Here is a 17,457-nt window from a genome sequence, read left to right as displayed (position 1 = left end):
TTTAATTTTTACAATTCAGCGAATGAATTATATTTCAAAACAATTTAATATTCATTATTTACCGGAATACAATCTTTTGGTCAAGGCTGGCTTTCAGAAGGATGTCTTGGCGGTGGTTGATAAAAAGTCGATCGTACCGATTTTGATCGAGTATCCGTCTGAGGAGCCAATTTTGGATGCCACACGAATTATGAGCCTTCCGTTTCGGTTTGTCCGCGTTGTGATACCACATCAAACTTTTACATTTATTCCAAAAGAATTTTTTCTGAGCGAAAACATCAGCGATTACCTACAGTTTTTAGGTACAACTGATCTTGAAAATACATTTAGCTATTCTTTAGATAATCTTAATTTAGTTGCTGTATATCAGTTTGATGGACTTTTATTGAATAGATGGAAGCGGTTGTTTCCTGATGCTGTTATACTTCCAGAATTTGCGGTTGTACTTGACCGTGCACAGGAGCGTGTATCCATTAGGGGGAGTGTGTTGGGGCTTCATTTTGTAGCTGACAATACAGTTGATTTTTATCTGTTTAAAAATGGTGTTTTCCAGCTTTATAATAGTTTTGAAATTCATAATCTAGATGATATCAGCTACTATGTGCTTAATATTTTAACACAATTCAATCTAGGGGACTCCATCAATAAAGTGCTCCTTTCAGGAGAAATTCCAAATGAATCCTATTATAAACGTATCTCTACTTATGCGGGTGATATCGAAATATTGGATTTGAAGACAAAAGTCGTATTGGCAGATAGCGAGATCGAGTCAAATTTGGCCCCATATAATGTATTGTTTGATTCTATACTATGCGAATAATCGGAGGTCGTTTAGGTGGTTTAAGGCTGAACCCACCGACCAATTTACCTGTGAGGCCAACCACGGATATCGCTAAGGAAGCGCTGTTTAATATTTTACAGAATCGACTGGATTTTGATCGTTTAAAGTGTCTGGATCTTTTTGCAGGAACAGGGAATATTAGTTTTGAGCTCGCATCACGGGATGTGGAATCAGTAGATGCAATAGATCTTCATTTCAAATGCGTGCAATATATTAATGATACGGCCGGGAAGATGAAACTGGAGCAAATTAAAGCAAGGAAAGCCGATGTATTTAAGTTTATTGCCAGCTGTAAGAATACTTATGATTTTATTTTTGCAGACCCACCTTATGATATTCCCAAATTGCCACAATTGCCAAAATTAATTTTTGAACAAGAATTGTTACATGAACATGGGCTTCTTGTTGTTGAGCATCCGTCAACAAGACAGATGGAAGATCATCCAAATTTTATAGAAACTAGAAAATACGGGTATTCATCATTTTCCTTTTACGCTAAGACTATCTAATATGAAAATTGCTGTTTTTCCGGGCTCTTTTGATCCCTTTACTTTAGCTCATCAAGATCTTGTTGAGAGAGCAATGCCGCTATTTGATAAAATTATTATTGCCGTGGGCTATAACGCCAATAAAAAAGGAATGTTAGATCACGACGAGCGGGTAGATTCAATTAGCCGTGTTTTTAAGGACGTAAGTAGGGTTGAGGTGCATAAATATAAAGGTCTTACAGTAGATTTCTGTAAGCAAGTTAAAGCGCGTTTTATATTGCGTGGGCTCCGAAATACTAATGATTTTGAATTTGAAAACGCTGTTGCTCAAAATAATTTATTGCTCAATAATGATGTTGAAAGCTATTTTTTAATGAGTAGATCTGGAAAGGCTCATATTTCTTCATCCATTGTTAGAGACGTATGGTTTAATGGAGGAGATATCAGTACAATGGTGCCTGTTTCCATTCTATCTTTGTTGAATGAAAAGATAAGATAAGTCACCTGAGTAAAGTCAACGAGGTATTAACAAAAATGGCTAACAGAATATTATTTTGTTAGCCATTTTTTATATTTGAAAAACAAGGACTTATATTCGTTATCTAACTAATATGTTTTCTTAAATTAAGGTCATTTCACTTTCTTGTATGCTGTGTGGCCAAATATTATTTGGTAATGCAATTGAAGTGTTTTTAATACTATTATTTTCAGTGTGTTAAATTGTTTTTCCCTTGTTTTTAGTCTAGTAAGAGCTTGCTTTGTCCAAGAGAAAACACTCTTCCGGTGTCAGCTTAATTTCTACAGCTCTGCTGAGCTCCTCGAGCTGTTGGATACTGGTTGCACTTACAATAGGCGCCGTAACTGAGGGCCTGTGTAAATTCCAGGCTAAGGCAATAGCTGACATACTAGCTTGTTGTGTGTGTGCTATCTCAGCCAACACATCTAAAATGCGCAGGCCGCGCGCGTTAAACCTGTCTTTTAATGCATCGTAACGCTTAGTCTCTTTGATGTCATCAATAGAGCGGTATTTGCCCGACAGGAAGCCACTGGCAAGTGAATAGTAACTGATTACGCCCAGATGATTATCAACGGCCAATTGTTCATACTGCTCTTCGTATTTCATACGGTCGTAAAGGTTATATTCAGGCTGGATAGCGATATAATATGGTAAATTGTGGTCTTCGGCTATTTGGAGGGATTCTGAAATACGTTCTGGACTTAGGTTTGAAGCACCGATCCATTTTATTTTTCCAGTCTGGATCAGGTGATGATAAGCCTCCAGTGTTTCATCGATTCCAGTTGTCAGATCATCGTGATGAGATTGATAAAGATCGATTGTGTCTACGTTCAACCGAAGGAGGGAATCTTCCACAGATTTAATAATATACTCTTTTTTAAGATTAGGTTTACTATTGTCTATTCGACGTCCGCCGACTTTTGTTGCAATCTGAATTTTATCGCGAATATCTCTTTTGCTGATCCATTTGCCAATAATTGTTTCTGATTCGGACCCACTGTGCCCCGGGACCCAATGTGAATAGTTGTTGGATGTATCAATAAGACTGAATCCCATATCGATAAAAGCATCTAACAGGGCGAAAGACTGTTTCTCATCGACGGTCCAGCCAAATACATTTCCACCAAAGACAAGAGGTTTGAATTCAATTTCACTGTTTCCGAGTTTTACTTTTTCCATGATCATTTGATTGTTTCCTGATTAAAATTACGTAAAAAAGGCCATTTTCAATCAATTGATAGGGCAGTGAAAAGTTTTTTTAAAATTTTCTCATTCATTTTCAGTGAGTTTTAAAAATGCGCGTTATGGTGATTTGGAATAATAAAAACTTTGCTTACTTTTGCATCATCCCAAACGGATATGCCCGGATGGCGGAATTGGTAGACGCGCTGGTCTCAAACACCAGTGGGAAACCGTGCCGGTTCGACTCCGGCTCCGGGTACTAAAGCTTCTCAATAGAGAAGCTTTTTTTATTTACTTACTTCTTACTTACTTGCTCACTGCTTTTTATGCTTAGCTTAAGGTCATTTCCAAAACTAATGGCCTCATTCTTCTGCTTTTCAGCTTTCTCCATTAAAATGTATTAGAAATAAAAAACACCATAATACAGGGTATTATGGTGTTACATGAATATGTGGTTTGATTAGTTTTTTGCCAAGACCATCTCTGGTTCTTCTTTTCCGCCATGACAGGTTTTACAGGAAATAGCTTTGGCAGGCGAGCTATCCCAGCTACGATTAAAATACTTTTTGTTTATCTTTTGGGTCATCTTAATCATCGCTCGTCCAATTTCTTTTTTGTGGTTATCGTCACTTGCAAAATCCATTTTTTTAGGATCCTCTTTCGATGGTGCGTGACAGAAACCACATTTTACGCCCAAAGCGACATTAAATTCCTTCATCGTAGAAATCAATTCATCGTGGGAGATATTCTTGGGAAGAACTTTTAGATTGGTCGGTTTTGGTTCTTCTTTAGGTTTTTCCTGTTGGAAGCTAAATGCACTCAAAGCAAGGGCGATAGCAAACACCGATGCAATTGCACCTAATTTATTTATTTTTTTCATTTCTCTTTTCCTTTATGCTTACCTAAATATAGGGAGAAAGCGATAATTTTCAAACAGAAAATGAAGTTAATATGACAATTTAGATTGATTATTATTTACGTACTGCATCCGTAACGTTCCAGCTTTGACTATTGGACTGGTAGTTAATTGTCAGCATTTTCCCCTCAATCGTCACGTTTTTTAAGCCGGTGGTGTCGGAAGAGACCCAGGTACTATCATTTGTTTTATTTAATACAAAGTCTGTAATATTCGGAATGCCTGTATAAAATTCAATTTTATAGGTGTTTCCGCTCACTTGTAAAACACGTATCAAACGATTATCCCGATCCACATCCAATGAATTATCCTGATATTGAACACGGCCTATAAAACTGCCGGAAGCCCCTGCAGATCCGTCCCCTGTGTTATCTTTTTTTGCACATGAGGTGATTAGAATAATAGATAAACTGAGCGCAGCTAAGGGGATGAACAATTTCATGTGTGTAATTTTTTGTGCTAAAATAAGCTTTTTTGGCCAAAATCTCAATTGATCAAACCAGAAATGATGTTAATAGTCAATGCAACGACAAACGTATTTAAAGCAAAGGAGAGGAGGCCGTGAAATAATGCTACTCTTCTTATTTTTTTTGAAGAGACTCCCACATCAGATACTTGAAAGGTACAGCCCATTACAAATGAAAAATAAGCAAAATCCAAATAATCTGGCTGATCATCTCCTGGAAACTCCAGTCCAGTTCCACATGCATTATGTTCGTAGTATAGGCGTGCGTAATGAAAGGTATATATGGTATGAACCAATATCCATGAGGCCAACATGGCTAGCATACAAATAATGATAATGTAAGCATCATTCAGCTGTTTATCCTTACTTGATATGATAATCATTAATACTGAAATAAAACAGCCTATGGTCACTAAAATAATAAAAAGGGATACGAAGAGACGACTACCATCTTCTTGCTGTGCTTTTCGAGCAATTGTAGAAATAGGTGTGGTGTAGAATATATACCAAGATATAAAAACGTAGGAAAGACAAAAACCAAACCAGCACAACATTAAATTGAGCAAGGGGATGGTTTTAATGGGAGAGATGAAGTAGATCAATAAAAAAATACAGACCGAAATCAGTGCCCTATGAATGGATTGCATTCGATGTAGGTAATAGTTTATTTTTCCCATTTCACGTTCTATTAACAATCAAACTGTTCTTCTGCATCAAAAATCAGTGGGTTGCCATGATTTGAAAGCAACAGCAATAGCGCCTCTTCCTCATAATTTCTTGGATTGGAAAAAATAAAATCGAGAGCGCCATCCCGGTCAATATCTCCAACAAATAATGTCTTCATAAACACATGGTCATATTGATCTACCTGGAAAAGTGTCTTTTCTTTATTTCCATTAGTTGCACTATAGTTGAGTCTATAATTGGCAACCTCATGAAATACTTTCTCGTGACCATTTTCGTCAGTTTGCACTTCAGTGGATTTAATATCTCCTAGTGCTTTAAGGTTTACTTTTTGGTTCTTAAAAGTATACTGGACGGATTCTTTTGGCCAAATCTCGGACTGATTTATTTTAACATGTTCTATAAGACCGGGCTTAAGGCCGCTAAATTTCAGGAATAACAAAGAATTTCTTCGTGATTCGACACTTTTAGAAGGCACTTGAGCACAATCATCAAAACCATCTTTAATTACATAATCCGCCTTTGCCAAATAGTATTGGCCATTTTCTTCGTAAATATCATACCAATCTTTATTTAAGACAGCCGTTGGATCTTCCTTTTCCCAGATACGGTAACTACGAACAAGGAAAATCTGACCTTTTGAAGGATCTGCTTTTGGGTAAATAGAAGATGTTGTGTCTTCGACAGTCGATATCGTTAGACTGTCTGATACATTTTTTGTATCAGGTCGATCTTGCTGTTGTTTTGTTGTATGGTTGGTGCATGCCTGCAGGGAGAGCAAACCCAATATTAGGCTGAGGGGGAAAAAAACATTCATATACGGTGAATTTTGTTTAAATATATAAAATTCACCGTATATAAAGTAGCTTGGATCCTTAAGTGAGTATTTCTTTCAACAATGACAACGAGTGGAGACACTTTTCATCATCAAAGATATAGGAAGTGGCCATGATCTCGTCCACTTTGTGATCGTTTACGAATTTTTCTATTTCTGGAAGAATTTTAGTGCCATCGCCAATAAATGCACAGGAAGCCATACTTTGCACGGCTTGCTCTATAGCTGGAATGCCTTTATAGATAACTTCTTGAGTAGGTTCTGAAAGTGGCCTTCTGGTATTTGTCACAATACCAGCAAATAGATTATAGAAACTGGTTGCCAAAAAATTGGCTTCTTCGGTACTATCGGCAGCAATAACATTGACACAAGAGATGAAATATGGCTTTTCCAATGCATTAGAAGGAACAAAATTTTGATGATAGATCATGCTTGCTGAGGCAAACTGAGCTGGAGCAAAATGCGTTGCAAAAGCATAGGGAAGACCTAAACTAGCGGCTAAATAGGCACTATCGGTACTTGACCCGAGGATATAAAGTGGAATATCCAGTCCTTCTCCCGGAAAGGCACGTACTTTTGCGTCATAGTTGTCTGCACTGAAGTAGCGCTGTAAGTCTTTTACCTCTTGTGGAAATTGAAAGGCTGTATTCAAGTTGTTTCTACGTAAAGCCATTGCGGTCAATTGATCAGTGCCTGGTGCACGTCCTAAACCTAGGTCAATACGCCCTGGAAATAAGGTTTCTAAGGTTCCAAATTGCTCTGCGATGACTAAAGGAGCGTGATTTGGCAACATGATCCCACCAGAACCCACGCGAATAGAACTGGTATTTGATGCGATATGTTGTATTAGGAGTGAAGTTGCTGAACTGGCAATATATTCCATATTATGATGTTCGGCCATCCATATTCTTTTAAAATCTAATTTTTCTACATGTCGGGCAATTTTTACGGTGCGAGCCAACGCGCTCGCTGTATGCTCCCCTTTTTTGATCGGAGCTAAATCCAATGCTGATAATGCTATTTTATCCATACATTAAAATTACGGAGAAGATTTTCGACAATTGTAATGAAAATGTCTATTCTAGTATTCGCTGTGTATGTATGACACTAAATTGATCATTTAGGGTTGTCGTAAAAAAAGAAAAGGAGTCCCCAGCATCCTTGATTTTAAATTTCTTTTTAATCTCTTCTGTTTTGAGCGGGAAATTTTTGGCAATGATCCCTGATTGCAATGATTTCTTGTTTTTCTTGAAATCAGAAAAGGATTCTACCTGTTTTACGATAAATGTTTTACCAGGAAAGTTTTCGATCTTTTGATCGGAAGTGTAGAGATGCGTGTTTTTATGAAGTTTTTTAATGTCAAATAATTGGCCAACCGTTTTAAAGGCGCCAGCTTTGGAGAGAGCAACATCTGGTTCATATAAATAGGATAGTGGTTCGCTATATTCATTTACGAGAGCGCGCTCACTTTCATAGGTGAAGGAGATAACTTGTTGCTGTCCGTGATATAATCTGACGGCATGAATGACGGCGTCACCTTCATGATCTTTTTCTTGCACGAAAATAAGCTCTTTGCAGTCATTTTGTGAGGATACAACATAAACATCTTTCACATGTCTCAGCTGTTGTATGGCAGAAGAGATATCCAATAGTGGTGCAAGTTTGCTGATGATGGTGTTGCTGCGCTGAAAAAAGTCATCCTGCAATTGCACTAAATTAGGTTCACATTCATCCAATAAAAAGACCTTTTTGTTTTGAACTCTTCTCGAAGGATCTAAATAGATGTAATCAAATTGTTTGATTGGATCATTGAGAATATAATCGACACCGTTAGCGGCAATGATCTGAAGGTTATCCGCTTTTAATAAAGCGGCATTATGCTTTGTGATCGCTGCCAAATCAGGATTTAGCTCGCAAGACGTAACCTGTGCAGCCTGTTTTGAGAAATAAAAGCTATCTACGCCAAAGCCACTGGTGGCATCAATTAAGCTTGTACCTTTTTTAATCAGTGAACTTTTGAATACTGCCGTTGTTTCCGAAGAACATTGCTCCAAGTTAAGCTTGGCAGGAAAATAGATTCCTGGCGTTTCCGCCCATAAGGGAATTTTTGTGCTAGCCCGTTGTCTTCCGTCGAGTTGTGCGGCAAGCTCGGAAGACGATATTCCTTCAAAAGGAGATTTTTTTAATACAATTTTAGTAGGGGACTCAAGTGCGTTTTTTTCTAAAAACTGTTGAATCTCCTCTTGAAGGATCAATGTATTCATTTATATTTTCTTTACGAGAAGCTGACAGGTATATGTATCCTTTAATTCACTAATAACTTGCTTATCAACCAAAACGCGATCAATTGTTTCTTGATTGTAATAACGAATTGTAATAAGCTCGAGTCCGGATTCATATTTGACTTTGAATCTTTGCTCCAGCTCATTGATTAAGTCCACCAGATTTTTTCCAGTATCATCTACTGCAACGGTGAAATTGATAGCTGTGTTGTGCATCATATTGATTTTGATACGATGCTCGTAGAATAGATTGAAGATATCTCTTAAATTATCTTCCACGATAAAAGAGAAGTCCCTTGGAGAGATGGAAATAAAAATTTGATTTACCTTGAATATGAAAGAAGGAACAGGTAAGGTTTGATTCGTACTTTTTATCATAGTACCCGGAGAATCGGGGTCGACAAAGGAACGTACGTTCAATGCGATTTTCTTATTCTGTAATGGTTTGATGGTTTTAGGGTGAATGACCGTTGCACCATAATAGGTAAGTTCGATGGCATCCGTATAGGATAACTCGGGAATTAGCTCGGTTTTCTCAAACCATTTTGGATCGGCATTAAGTACACCCGGAACGTCTTTCCAAATCGTTACATTTTCGGCATTTAGGCAGGAAGCAAAGATCGCAGCCGAATAATCGGAGCCTTCACGACCCAAAGTAGTTGTGAAATTTTCAGAGGTAGAGCCCAAAAAACCTTGCGTAATCACGATATATTCGTCAAGTATTGCAGGCAGCTCCGTGCGAATTTTTTCTTCAGTTTTATTCCAGTCTACAACTGCTTCGCGATACGTATTGTCTGTGAATATATAATCACGCGCATCGAGCCATTTTACCTTTTCACCGATAAAAGCAACATAAGCTGCCACGATCTTTGTCGAGATAAGTTCACCCATCGATACAATTTGATCGAAAAGATAGTCATATGAATCTTGAGGTTCCTCCTCTAAAATCCACTCGATCTCCACAAAGCAGTTAGAAATTTCATCAAATATAGGGTGTTCAGCCTCAGGAAATAATTCTCGAAGGATATGAAAGTGAAATTCTTTGGCCTCTTCCAATGTCTGAAATTGGTTGCCAGTATTGTTAAAATATTCTTTGGTCAATTTTTCTAGAAGGTTTGTTGTCTTTCCCATCGCTGATATGACAACTAACAAGGCTTCGCCCTTGTATTTTGAAATAATCCGCGCTGAATTTCTGACACTTTCTGCATCCTTTACTGATGCGCCCCCAAATTTAAAAACCTGCATTTATTTATTAGTTTAGTTGATTGCTAATTGATACTATTTATATAATGTAATCCTTTGTCCGAAATCAAATGTTTGAATGTCGTGTAGGGAATACGTAATTCTGTATTTCCCTCCGCATAGGATTTGATCTCATATACGTTATAATAAAATAGAATATCGTCCTTTTCAAACGTAAAATTATCTGCGAGCGAAAACCTACCATCTTCAAAAAAATACTTTCCACTTAAAGAATCGTCCGTGCTTAACCCTTCTTGTTTGCGGAAATATTGCTCAGCGATTTTGACAAATTTATCTTTATTCTCTTTCTGAATAATGTCATCAATCATAATCTGTTTGTTTGACTGTCTATCGAAGTTTGAATAAAGGGTAAAGTGGTCACCATGTGCACCGCCCGTGTATTCGTCCTGCTTTGTCCTTAGTCCCAGAAAAACAGGAGTATTGGCAATCACATCGACCTGTAGGTCCCGGTTCCAGGTTGAAGTGGATTTGCCGTTATTATCCTCCACATATTCATTGTAAGAATTAATAAAACGACGGGCGGCCTCCTGCATACTTGTGTCGCCTTCGAGATGAACAATAGTGGTGATAAGTTCATTAATATTATCTTCTTGAAAAACAGGGTATTTTGCGCGAAAATACGTTGTATCCAGTCGATCATCTTCTTTTAGAAAATAATTGCTATGCTCATCTATGCTTTTTTGACTATAGGAGAGTGTGTCTGTGGGCTGTGTCGCTATAGCGGCCTTTTTGTGGTCATTGCAAGCGGACAGCAAACAGCTGATAACTAATACTATTAAAGAAAAGTAAAATCGCATTGAATAGATTATCTCTGTTATTTAATAAGTGATTGACACATTGATCCATTCGGCATCAAAGTTTGCTTTATATTTTTCATAAAACTTTATAGCGGGCTCATTCCAATCGAGGACTTGCCATACCATGCCATGGAATCCACATTGTTTACCGTAAGCTAAAGTTTTATCAAAAAGCAGTTTTCCTATCCCCAGACCTCGCATTCTTTCGGTGACAATCAGATCCTCCAAATAGAGTCTTCTGCCTTTCCACGTCGAATATCGGACATAATATAATGAAATTCCGACAATTTCGCTATCCACTTCAGCAACAAATGCGCCCCAAACGGGATTCTTTCCAAAGCCTGCATCTTTAAATTCTTCAAGTGATACTGTGACTTCGTCTGGTGCTTTTTCAAAAATAGCCAATTCTTTAATCAGCTCGAGCATTTGTGGGCAATCATTGTCAATTGCCTCTCGTATGGTTGCTTTAATCATTGTTTTTGAAGTGCTTGATTACTCTTTTACCAAATATTGTGCTTCCGATGCGTACCATTGTTGAACCTTCTTCAATCGCCAGCTTATAGTCTGAAGACATCCCCATGGAGAGAATATTGAAATACTCTTCCTTCCGATAAAAACTTGCCTTAATCCCATCGAATAACATTTTTAACTCATAGAATTCAGCTTTAATGACTTTTTCTTTATCCGTATTGGATGCTATGCCCATTAAGCCACAAATTCGAATATTTTTTAATTCTAGAAACTCGTCGTCGCGAAGAAGCTCAACTAGCTCAGCATGGTCGAAACCAAATTTTGTTTCTTCTTCTGCAATATATACCTGCAACAAACAGTCGATTGTACGCTTCGCTTTCTGAGCATGTTTGTTAATCTCTTTTAATAATTTTAATGAATCAACTGACGCAATTAAGCTGATGAATGGTGTAATATATTTAACCTTATTTGTTTGAAGGTGACCAATCATATGCCACTGAATATCTTTAGGTAAAAGCTCTGCTTTTTCAACTAATTCTTGAACATGATTTTCACCAAAGATACGTTGTCCTGCCTCATAGGCTTCCATAATGTCCGAATTGGATTTTGTTTTTGAAACTGCTACAAGTTGTACCCCAACAGCCTCGGTTTCCAATCTTAACGTTTCTAAATTATTAGCAATACTCATTTCCGATATAGTTTTGATGATGTAAAAAGTGCCAAATGTCGGTGCTTTTTGTAAATTTGTACAAAACTACGAAATGCTACGATTAATACTGAATCTACTTGCAGTGATTTTTTTATTTGGTTCTTGTGTCGGAACTGGGGGGAAAGATATTATCTCTCAAAGTAAGTTTGTGGATGCATTGACAGAAATTCAGCTGACAGACTCTTATCTTAATATTTTACCCATTGATAGTGCACGTAAAGTGATGTTGCCATTGTATCAAGTGACCTTTGATAAATATGGATTGGATTCGATTTCTTTTCGAAAGAATTTAGACTATTATGGTAAGGATGCTGAAGTGATGTCTGCGATTTATAAAAAAGTGGAGGATAATTTAACGAAGGAGAATAAGATTTACGCAGATATAGAACGTAAAAAACAAGATTCAATTCGAACGCGCGATTCAATACAGAATATGCGTATTCAAGATAGCACCAATCGCGTTATGCGTGCACAGCAGGCTTATCAGGAACGAATTGCAGCCCTTATCCATTATCTGCCAAATAAGACGAAATTCAACTTTAGAGAAGCTTCTTCCTTGTTTAATACAAGCTTTCAGACAAAGACTGGTATAAGCTTGAACGGCTATCTCATGAACCAATTGTCGGTTGGTAATTCAAATTTACCAATTGAATCACCTTCTCCACAGAAAGATACAGCTTCCAAACTGAAAACACCTGGTACTTCAGTCAAGGATACTGTTGTGACACAAAAGCGTGTGGAGCCACAATTACCAACAAATGAATTGGAAAAAAGACCAATTCTTACGCCGCCGCAACATATCAAGCCGCCGACGAAACTTTAACCATCAAAGAATATAATTTCTATGGTATATCCAATAAATGCAATTGATAAACTCGGATTTTCCGAGATAAAAGATAAAATAAAACAAAAATGCTTAAGCGAGTCGGGGCGTGAGCTAGTTGAAAAAATTCAACCTCAAACCCGGTTTGACCAAATCGACCGATTTTTAAGACAGACCAGCGAGTTTAAGGATCTTCTAATGAATGATGGCGCATTTCCAGTTGAAAATTTCTTTCCGCTTAGATCCATTATTGAGAAGGCTCGGGTTGAGGGAGCATTTTTATTCGAGGATGAATTCTTTCGGGTGTTATTATCCCTCAAGACTGTTTACGCGATTATTCGTTATTTTAATGAACGGGAAGGACTCTATCCCAATCTAGAAATATTGTTTGAACATTTACCGATCGAAAAGGGGATTATTCGCGATATCGAAATGGTCATTGATGAACGTGGAAAGCTTAAAAATAATGCTTCCCGATTACTATTGGAAATAACCCAACAGATTCAACGAGCAGAACAGGAGGCACTTAAACGTATCAATAGTATCTTTAAGAGCGCACAGGACAGTGGCTGGACAGCGGACGGGAATCTGACGATACGGGATGGAAGGCTCTGTATTCCTATTCTTGCGGAAAATAAAAGAAAGCTCAAAGGTTTGATTCATGATGAGTCAGCTACGGGACAAACAGCTTATATAGAACCTGAAGAAGTATTTCAGTTAAACAATAAGATTAGGGATTTAGAGTTTGAACGTAGACGTGAGGTCATCCGTATTTTAGTGGAGCTAACGGACAAGGTCCGACCACATATTCCGCTATTGCTTTCCTATCATAGCCTATTGACCAAAGTAGATTTTGTGCGCGCGAAAGCACTTTTTGCCTTGGATATTGAGGCGGAGATGCCCGAGTTATCGAAGGAGGCCGAGATTAATTTGGTCAATGGTCGACACCCGCTTCTATTGCTGAATCAGCATCATACTGTTGTTCCGTTGAATATTCAAATCGATAATATTCAACGCATTATTGTTGTCTCAGGGCCAAATGCGGGAGGGAAATCTGTATGTATGAAAACGGTTGGTCTGTTGCAAATCATGGTGCAATCGGGCTTATTAATACCAGCGGAACCGACAAGTAAAGTCGGTGTTTTTAAGCAAATATTTGCAGATATAGGCGATGATCAATCCATTGAGAGTGATTTAAGTACCTACAGTGCACATCTGTCCAAGATGAAATATTTTACAGAATTTGCAAACGGGCGTACTTTGGTACTGATCGATGAGTTTGGAACAGGTACTGACCCTTTGTTTGGCGGACCTATTGCTGAGGCTGTATTGGAATCACTTAGCAAAAAACAAATTAGGGGAGTTGTGACAACACACTATTCAAATCTTAAAGTATTTGCTAGTAACACGACGGGTTTGGAAAATGCTTCAATGTTATTTGACAATCGCGAAATGAAACCGATGTATATCCTTCAAATTGGCAAGCCAGGAAGCTCTTATGCTTTCGAAATCGCGCAGAAAATAGGATTAAGTAAGGATATTTTGGAATCTGCTAAAAGTAAAATTGGTGTTCAACAGAAGAAGGTAGATACACTATTGATCGATCTTGAACGAGAAAAGAAAGAGGTGTTTGATACAAAAGTTGCTATTAATAAGCGCGAGAAGGAACTGGAGTCAATTAAATCGGAGTATTTGGAATTGCAAAGTTATTTGGAAGAAAATAAGCGCGTGATTTTGAAGAAGGCGAAAGAGGAAGCACAGCAGATTATTAAAAGTTCGAATAAGTTAATCGAAAATACGGTAGCACAGATCAAATCTGCAAAAGCGGACAAAGAGAAAACACGTGAGTTGCGCAGCAATTTGGATCAGGCACTTCAAGCTGTTCTCCCCAAAGAGCAAAAACCAGCAAAGCAAATCGTCAAAGAGAAAATGCCTGAATCCACCGTATTAAATATTGGGGATTGGGTACAGATTATAGATAATGGTGCTGAAGCGCAGATTGTCGAAATTGCAAAGAACAATCTTATTCTTGCCATGGGTGAATTGCGTACTGTTCAAAAGCGAAAGAATGTGCTTAAACTCGAAGGTCGGGAAGGGAAGAAGTCTGCAAAAAGCCTATCAAAATCACTATCTTCTGGTAGTGTAGCTGATTTTAAACCAGAACTTGATTTAAGAGGCATGCGCACAGAAGACGCACTGAATGAATTAGAACGTGTTCTGGATCGGGCTGTCATGATAGGTTATCCATCCTTAAAAATTATTCATGGTAAAGGTGATGGTATTTTGCGCAAATTTATTCGCGACTACCTTCGTAAATATAGCCATGTAAGCCGTTTTGAGGACGAGCATCAGGATCGTGGGGGCGATGGTATAACTTACGCTTATCTATAGCCTAAATTGCATGGAGCTCCGAACATTCGCAGCTCCATGTTTCATCTTTCTGCAAAGTTTAGTATGGAGAATATTATTAACTTTTTGACTAGTGAGCCTCTGTTAAACGCTGTCACTTCAATTTTGTGTGGCAGTTTAATTGGTTTTGAACGTGAGTATAGGAATAAATCTGCTGGATTTCGAACGGTAGTGCTTATTTGTTTCGGTTCGGCGATGTTTACTATTGCCTCCTGTTTGTTTATTGGAAATAGTACGGATCGCGTTGCTGCAAATATTGTGACTGGTATAGGCTTTATTGGCGCAGGTGTGATCTTTAAAGGTAAGCTATCTGTTAGCGGTCTCACAACAGCGGCCGTTATTTGGGCGACAGCTGGTATTGGCATGTTTGCCGGATTGGGGCAATTGGTTTATGCCATTTCCTTTGCTGTCTTTATGGTGGTAATACTCGCACTTTTTCAGCGGATCGAAATTCTTCTGGCTCGTTATTACCTAATCCGTTCTCTACACGTGAAATTTAGTTCCAATGAGTTTTATCACTTACATGAGTTTGAACAGTTGGCATTGGATTTTAAGATTAAAGCTACCAGGCGTATTATTGAAAAGATCAATGGTAAGTTGGAGGTAATGTATGATATTTCTGGCAAAATGAACGATCTAGATCGTTTTAACCAACAATTGGCAGGTTCATTAGTTATAGATGAGTTTTACTATAACAAATAAACAGATCTATAACTAATCTCAGCATAGCTTAGGTCGTTTCTTTACCTCCAAAAGTAATCAAAACCATACCTGAAATAATGACAAACATACCCAATACTTGCTGCCAGCTCAATGGAATTTTAAAATATAGCGCCATCGCTAACTGGACGGTCAAAAATGTACCGCCAGAACATAAGGCAATTACGATAGGTTGAGAGACATTTTTAAATAACTGTACAAGAAACCAACTTGCCGATAAAAGAATAATGTTTCCAATAATTAAAGTTGTCCATTTATACTTTGGATGTATCCCGCCAAGTTTAAACAGGATAGATGAAATAATTTGGCAGGCCCAAAATGCCACAAAATAGATATAGTTCAGCATGGATTTTTTATTCGTATCTACTGTAAGCACTGTTAAAAGATTGGCGCATCGATGCGAATTGATCGATCACACTTTTTAGAAATTCTTCGTCGAGTAAATCAAAGACCCCATTTACACCGCCAATTATATCCATTTCTGCAATTTTATAGGATTGTTCTAAGTTTCCTTGCTCGAATTTAATAATGAATTTTTGATTCATACCAAAAATTGAAATCTTGCAATCGGGATGGGGGAGTTCAGCTATTAATCTCATGTAAATTTCGTGTTTTTTAAAATTAGCATAAAAATATAAAAAAACGCCCAAATGCAATGCATTTGAGCGCTCAGGATTATGATATGATTAGAAAAAGGCGTGTTATACGATACCTTGTGCTTTCATCGCGTTAGCGACTTTTATAAAACCACCAATATTGGCACCTTTCAAATAATTAACGAATCCACTGTCTTGCCCATATTTCAAACAAGTTTCGTGAATGCTTTCCATAATAGTTTTTAAGCGGTTGTCAACTTCTTCTGTACACCATTGTGTACGGATTGAGTTTTGAGACATTTCCAGGCCACTGACAGCAACACCACCAGCATTCGCAGCTTTACCAGGAGCAAAACTGATTTTTGCGTCTAGAAAAACTTTAATAGCTTCTGCAGTAGAAGGCATATTAGCACCTTCAGCTACGCAGATACAACCATTTGCTACAAGCGCTTTAGCATCCGATTCTTCTAATTCATTTTGTGTTGCACATGGTAATGCGATATCACATTTAAATTGCCAAGGCTTTTGACCAGGTAAGAACTGGGCATTCGGATAACGTGCAGGATATTGATCGAGGTTTCTTCCCAAAGTAGCCCCAAATGCCATTTTTTCAGCATCAAAACCATCAGGATCATAAAGTGTACCCAAACTATTTGAAACTGTAATTACTTTGGCGCCAAGTTGAACGGCTTTTTCAACAGCGTAAAAGGCTACGTTGCCAGCACCAGATACTGTCGCTACTTTACCTTGTAAAGATTTTCCTTGATATTTGAATATACAGTCAACAAAATATAGAAGCCCATAACCAGTAGCTTCAGGACGAATATATGATCCACCCCATAATTCACCTTTACCCGTTAGAACCCCTGTAAAATTGTTTTGAAGTCGTTTAAATTGACCAAATAAGAATCCAATTTCACGTCCACCAACGCCAATATCTCCCGCAGGAACATCTGTATCTGCGCCAATATGACGATAAAGTTCAGTCATAAAGCTTTGACAAAAACGCATAATTTCATTATCTGTTTTACCTTTAGGATCAAAATCAGAGCCCCCTTTACCACCACCAATTGGCAGTCCTGTTAAGCTGTTTTTAAATACTTGCTCAAAAGCGAGGAATTTTAAAATACTTTGGTTAACAGAAGGAGCGAAGCGGAGACCGCCTTTATATGGACCGATTGAACTGTTCATTTGAACTCGATAACCACGATTTACCTGTACCTGGTGGTTATCATCCAACCAAGTTACACGGAAGGATATAATCCGCTCTGGTTCAGTCAGTCTTTCAAGAATCTTTTGGTCGAAAAATTCAGGATGGTTTTCGGTAATATAAGGAAATAAATCCTCGGTAACTTCTTTTACAGCTTGTAAGAATTCTGGTTCATTTGGATTGCGTTTCTCAACGATTGAGATGAACTCGTTAAAATTTTTTGACATGTTTTAATTAGTAAAATTTCC

Annotated in this window: 20 protein-coding genes and 1 tRNA gene; 7 read left to right on the top strand and 14 right to left on the bottom strand. The window is 37.8% G+C overall.

The genetic code is table 11. The annotated features are described in order from the left end of the window. The first annotated feature begins 22 nt into the window (after positions 1-22). Genes GVK91_RS02515 through coaD form a run of 3 tightly spaced genes read left to right on the top strand, consistent with a single transcriptional unit; the run spans position 23 to position 1,828 of the window. Positions 23-820, top strand: coding sequence for a DUF3822 family protein (locus GVK91_RS02515; RefSeq protein WP_153848507.1), 798 nt, complete (start codon positions 23-25; stop codon positions 818-820). Next, positions 811-1,350, top strand: a complete 540-nt coding sequence (rsmD, locus tag GVK91_RS02510) for a 16S rRNA (guanine(966)-N(2))-methyltransferase RsmD (protein WP_153848506.1) — start codon at positions 811-813, stop codon at positions 1,348-1,350. Before GVK91_RS02515 ends, rsmD begins: the two co-directional genes overlap by 10 nt. 1 nt (position 1,351) lies before the next feature. Beyond that, positions 1,352-1,828 (top strand): pantetheine-phosphate adenylyltransferase, encoded by a 477-nt coding sequence (coaD, locus tag GVK91_RS02505; protein ID WP_159726744.1) that lies wholly within the window; start codon positions 1,352-1,354, stop codon positions 1,826-1,828. Between the two features lie 243 nt (positions 1,829-2,071). Here coaD and GVK91_RS02500 read toward each other — a convergent pair whose 3' ends face one another. Continuing rightward, positions 2,072-3,025 (bottom strand): aldo/keto reductase, encoded by a 954-nt coding sequence (locus tag GVK91_RS02500; protein WP_159726742.1) that lies wholly within the window; start codon positions 3,023-3,025, stop codon positions 2,072-2,074. Positions 3,026-3,207: 182 nt separating this feature from the next. Between GVK91_RS02500 and GVK91_RS02495 the strand changes: the two genes are divergently transcribed. Then, positions 3,208-3,287 (top strand) — tRNA-Leu (locus GVK91_RS02495). A gap of 201 nt (positions 3,288-3,488) precedes the next feature. Here the strand turns inward: GVK91_RS02495 and GVK91_RS02490 are convergent. The 10 genes from GVK91_RS02490 to GVK91_RS02445 form a co-directional block, all read right to left on the bottom strand. After that, positions 3,489-3,908, bottom strand: a complete 420-nt coding sequence (locus GVK91_RS02490; RefSeq protein ID WP_075992600.1) for a c-type cytochrome — start codon at positions 3,906-3,908, stop codon at positions 3,489-3,491. Between the two features lie 91 nt (positions 3,909-3,999). After that, entirely contained in the window at positions 4,000-4,386 is a 387-nt protein-coding gene (locus tag GVK91_RS02485) for a hypothetical protein (RefSeq protein WP_088161542.1), read from the bottom strand. Between the two features lie 44 nt (positions 4,387-4,430). Next, positions 4,431-5,087, bottom strand: coding sequence for a DUF1345 domain-containing protein (locus GVK91_RS02480; RefSeq protein WP_159726740.1), 657 nt, complete (start codon positions 5,085-5,087; stop codon positions 4,431-4,433). Between the two features lie 11 nt (positions 5,088-5,098). After that, the gene (locus tag GVK91_RS02475; RefSeq protein WP_153848502.1) at positions 5,099-5,911 is read right to left on the bottom strand and encodes a hypothetical protein; all 813 of its coding nucleotides are present in this window, start codon (positions 5,909-5,911) and stop codon (positions 5,099-5,101) included. Positions 5,912-5,969: 58 nt separating this feature from the next. Beyond that, on the bottom strand, positions 5,970-6,959 hold the full coding sequence (locus GVK91_RS02470) for an LLM class flavin-dependent oxidoreductase (protein WP_153848501.1): 990 nt from the start codon (positions 6,957-6,959) through the stop codon (positions 5,970-5,972). A 46-nt stretch (positions 6,960-7,005) separates the two neighbouring features. Next, positions 7,006-8,193, bottom strand: a complete 1,188-nt coding sequence (locus GVK91_RS02465; protein ID WP_159726738.1) for a hypothetical protein — start codon at positions 8,191-8,193, stop codon at positions 7,006-7,008. Further along, a complete protein-coding gene (locus GVK91_RS02460; protein WP_153848499.1) occupies positions 8,194-9,456 on the bottom strand; it encodes an aspartate kinase in 1,263 nt (420 codons plus the stop codon). It lies immediately after the preceding gene. Positions 9,457-9,479: 23 nt separating this feature from the next. Next, positions 9,480-10,229: a DUF3298 and DUF4163 domain-containing protein gene (locus tag GVK91_RS02455; protein ID WP_194932945.1), complete on the bottom strand. Its 750-nt coding sequence runs from the start codon at positions 10,227-10,229 to the stop codon at positions 9,480-9,482. Positions 10,230-10,292: 63 nt separating this feature from the next. Next, complete coding sequence (locus tag GVK91_RS02450) at positions 10,293-10,745, bottom strand: GNAT family N-acetyltransferase (protein WP_153848497.1); 453 nt, start codon at positions 10,743-10,745, stop codon at positions 10,293-10,295. After that, positions 10,738-11,430, bottom strand: coding sequence for a YggS family pyridoxal phosphate-dependent enzyme (locus GVK91_RS02445; RefSeq protein WP_153848496.1), 693 nt, complete (start codon positions 11,428-11,430; stop codon positions 10,738-10,740). Before GVK91_RS02445 ends, GVK91_RS02450 begins: the two co-directional genes overlap by 8 nt. 73 nt (positions 11,431-11,503) lie before the next feature. Here GVK91_RS02445 and GVK91_RS02440 point away from each other — a divergent pair, with 73 nt between their 5' ends. From GVK91_RS02440 to GVK91_RS02430, 3 genes are all read left to right on the top strand, one after another. Further along, complete coding sequence (locus tag GVK91_RS02440) at positions 11,504-12,274, top strand: DUF4296 domain-containing protein (RefSeq protein ID WP_153848495.1); 771 nt, start codon at positions 11,504-11,506, stop codon at positions 12,272-12,274. A gap of 21 nt (positions 12,275-12,295) precedes the next feature. Next, on the top strand, positions 12,296-14,665 hold the full coding sequence (locus GVK91_RS02435; protein ID WP_159726735.1) for an endonuclease MutS2: 2,370 nt from the start codon (positions 12,296-12,298) through the stop codon (positions 14,663-14,665). Positions 14,666-14,728: 63 nt separating this feature from the next. Then, positions 14,729-15,385 (top strand): MgtC/SapB family protein, encoded by a 657-nt coding sequence (locus GVK91_RS02430; RefSeq protein WP_159726732.1) that lies wholly within the window; start codon positions 14,729-14,731, stop codon positions 15,383-15,385. A gap of 28 nt (positions 15,386-15,413) precedes the next feature. Here GVK91_RS02430 and GVK91_RS02425 read toward each other — a convergent pair whose 3' ends face one another. From GVK91_RS02425 to gdhA, 3 genes are all read right to left on the bottom strand, one after another. Beyond that, complete coding sequence (locus GVK91_RS02425) at positions 15,414-15,749, bottom strand: hypothetical protein (protein WP_227550360.1); 336 nt, start codon at positions 15,747-15,749, stop codon at positions 15,414-15,416. Between the two features lie 7 nt (positions 15,750-15,756). Further along, a complete protein-coding gene (locus tag GVK91_RS02420) occupies positions 15,757-16,002 on the bottom strand; it encodes a hypothetical protein (RefSeq protein ID WP_153848492.1) in 246 nt (81 codons plus the stop codon). A 102-nt stretch (positions 16,003-16,104) separates the two neighbouring features. Beyond that, positions 16,105-17,436, bottom strand: a complete 1,332-nt coding sequence (gene gdhA, locus GVK91_RS02415; RefSeq protein WP_153848491.1) for an NADP-specific glutamate dehydrogenase — start codon at positions 17,434-17,436, stop codon at positions 16,105-16,107. Positions 17,437-17,457: the final 21 nt, after the last annotated feature.

The sequence above is a fragment of the Sphingobacterium sp. 18053 genome (genome assembly GCF_902706145.1).
GTDB lineage: Bacteria > Bacteroidota > Bacteroidia > Sphingobacteriales > Sphingobacteriaceae > Sphingobacterium > Sphingobacterium paramultivorum.
Note: the sequence above shows the minus strand (reverse complement) of the source record. Positions and strands in the feature narration are given on the sequence as shown.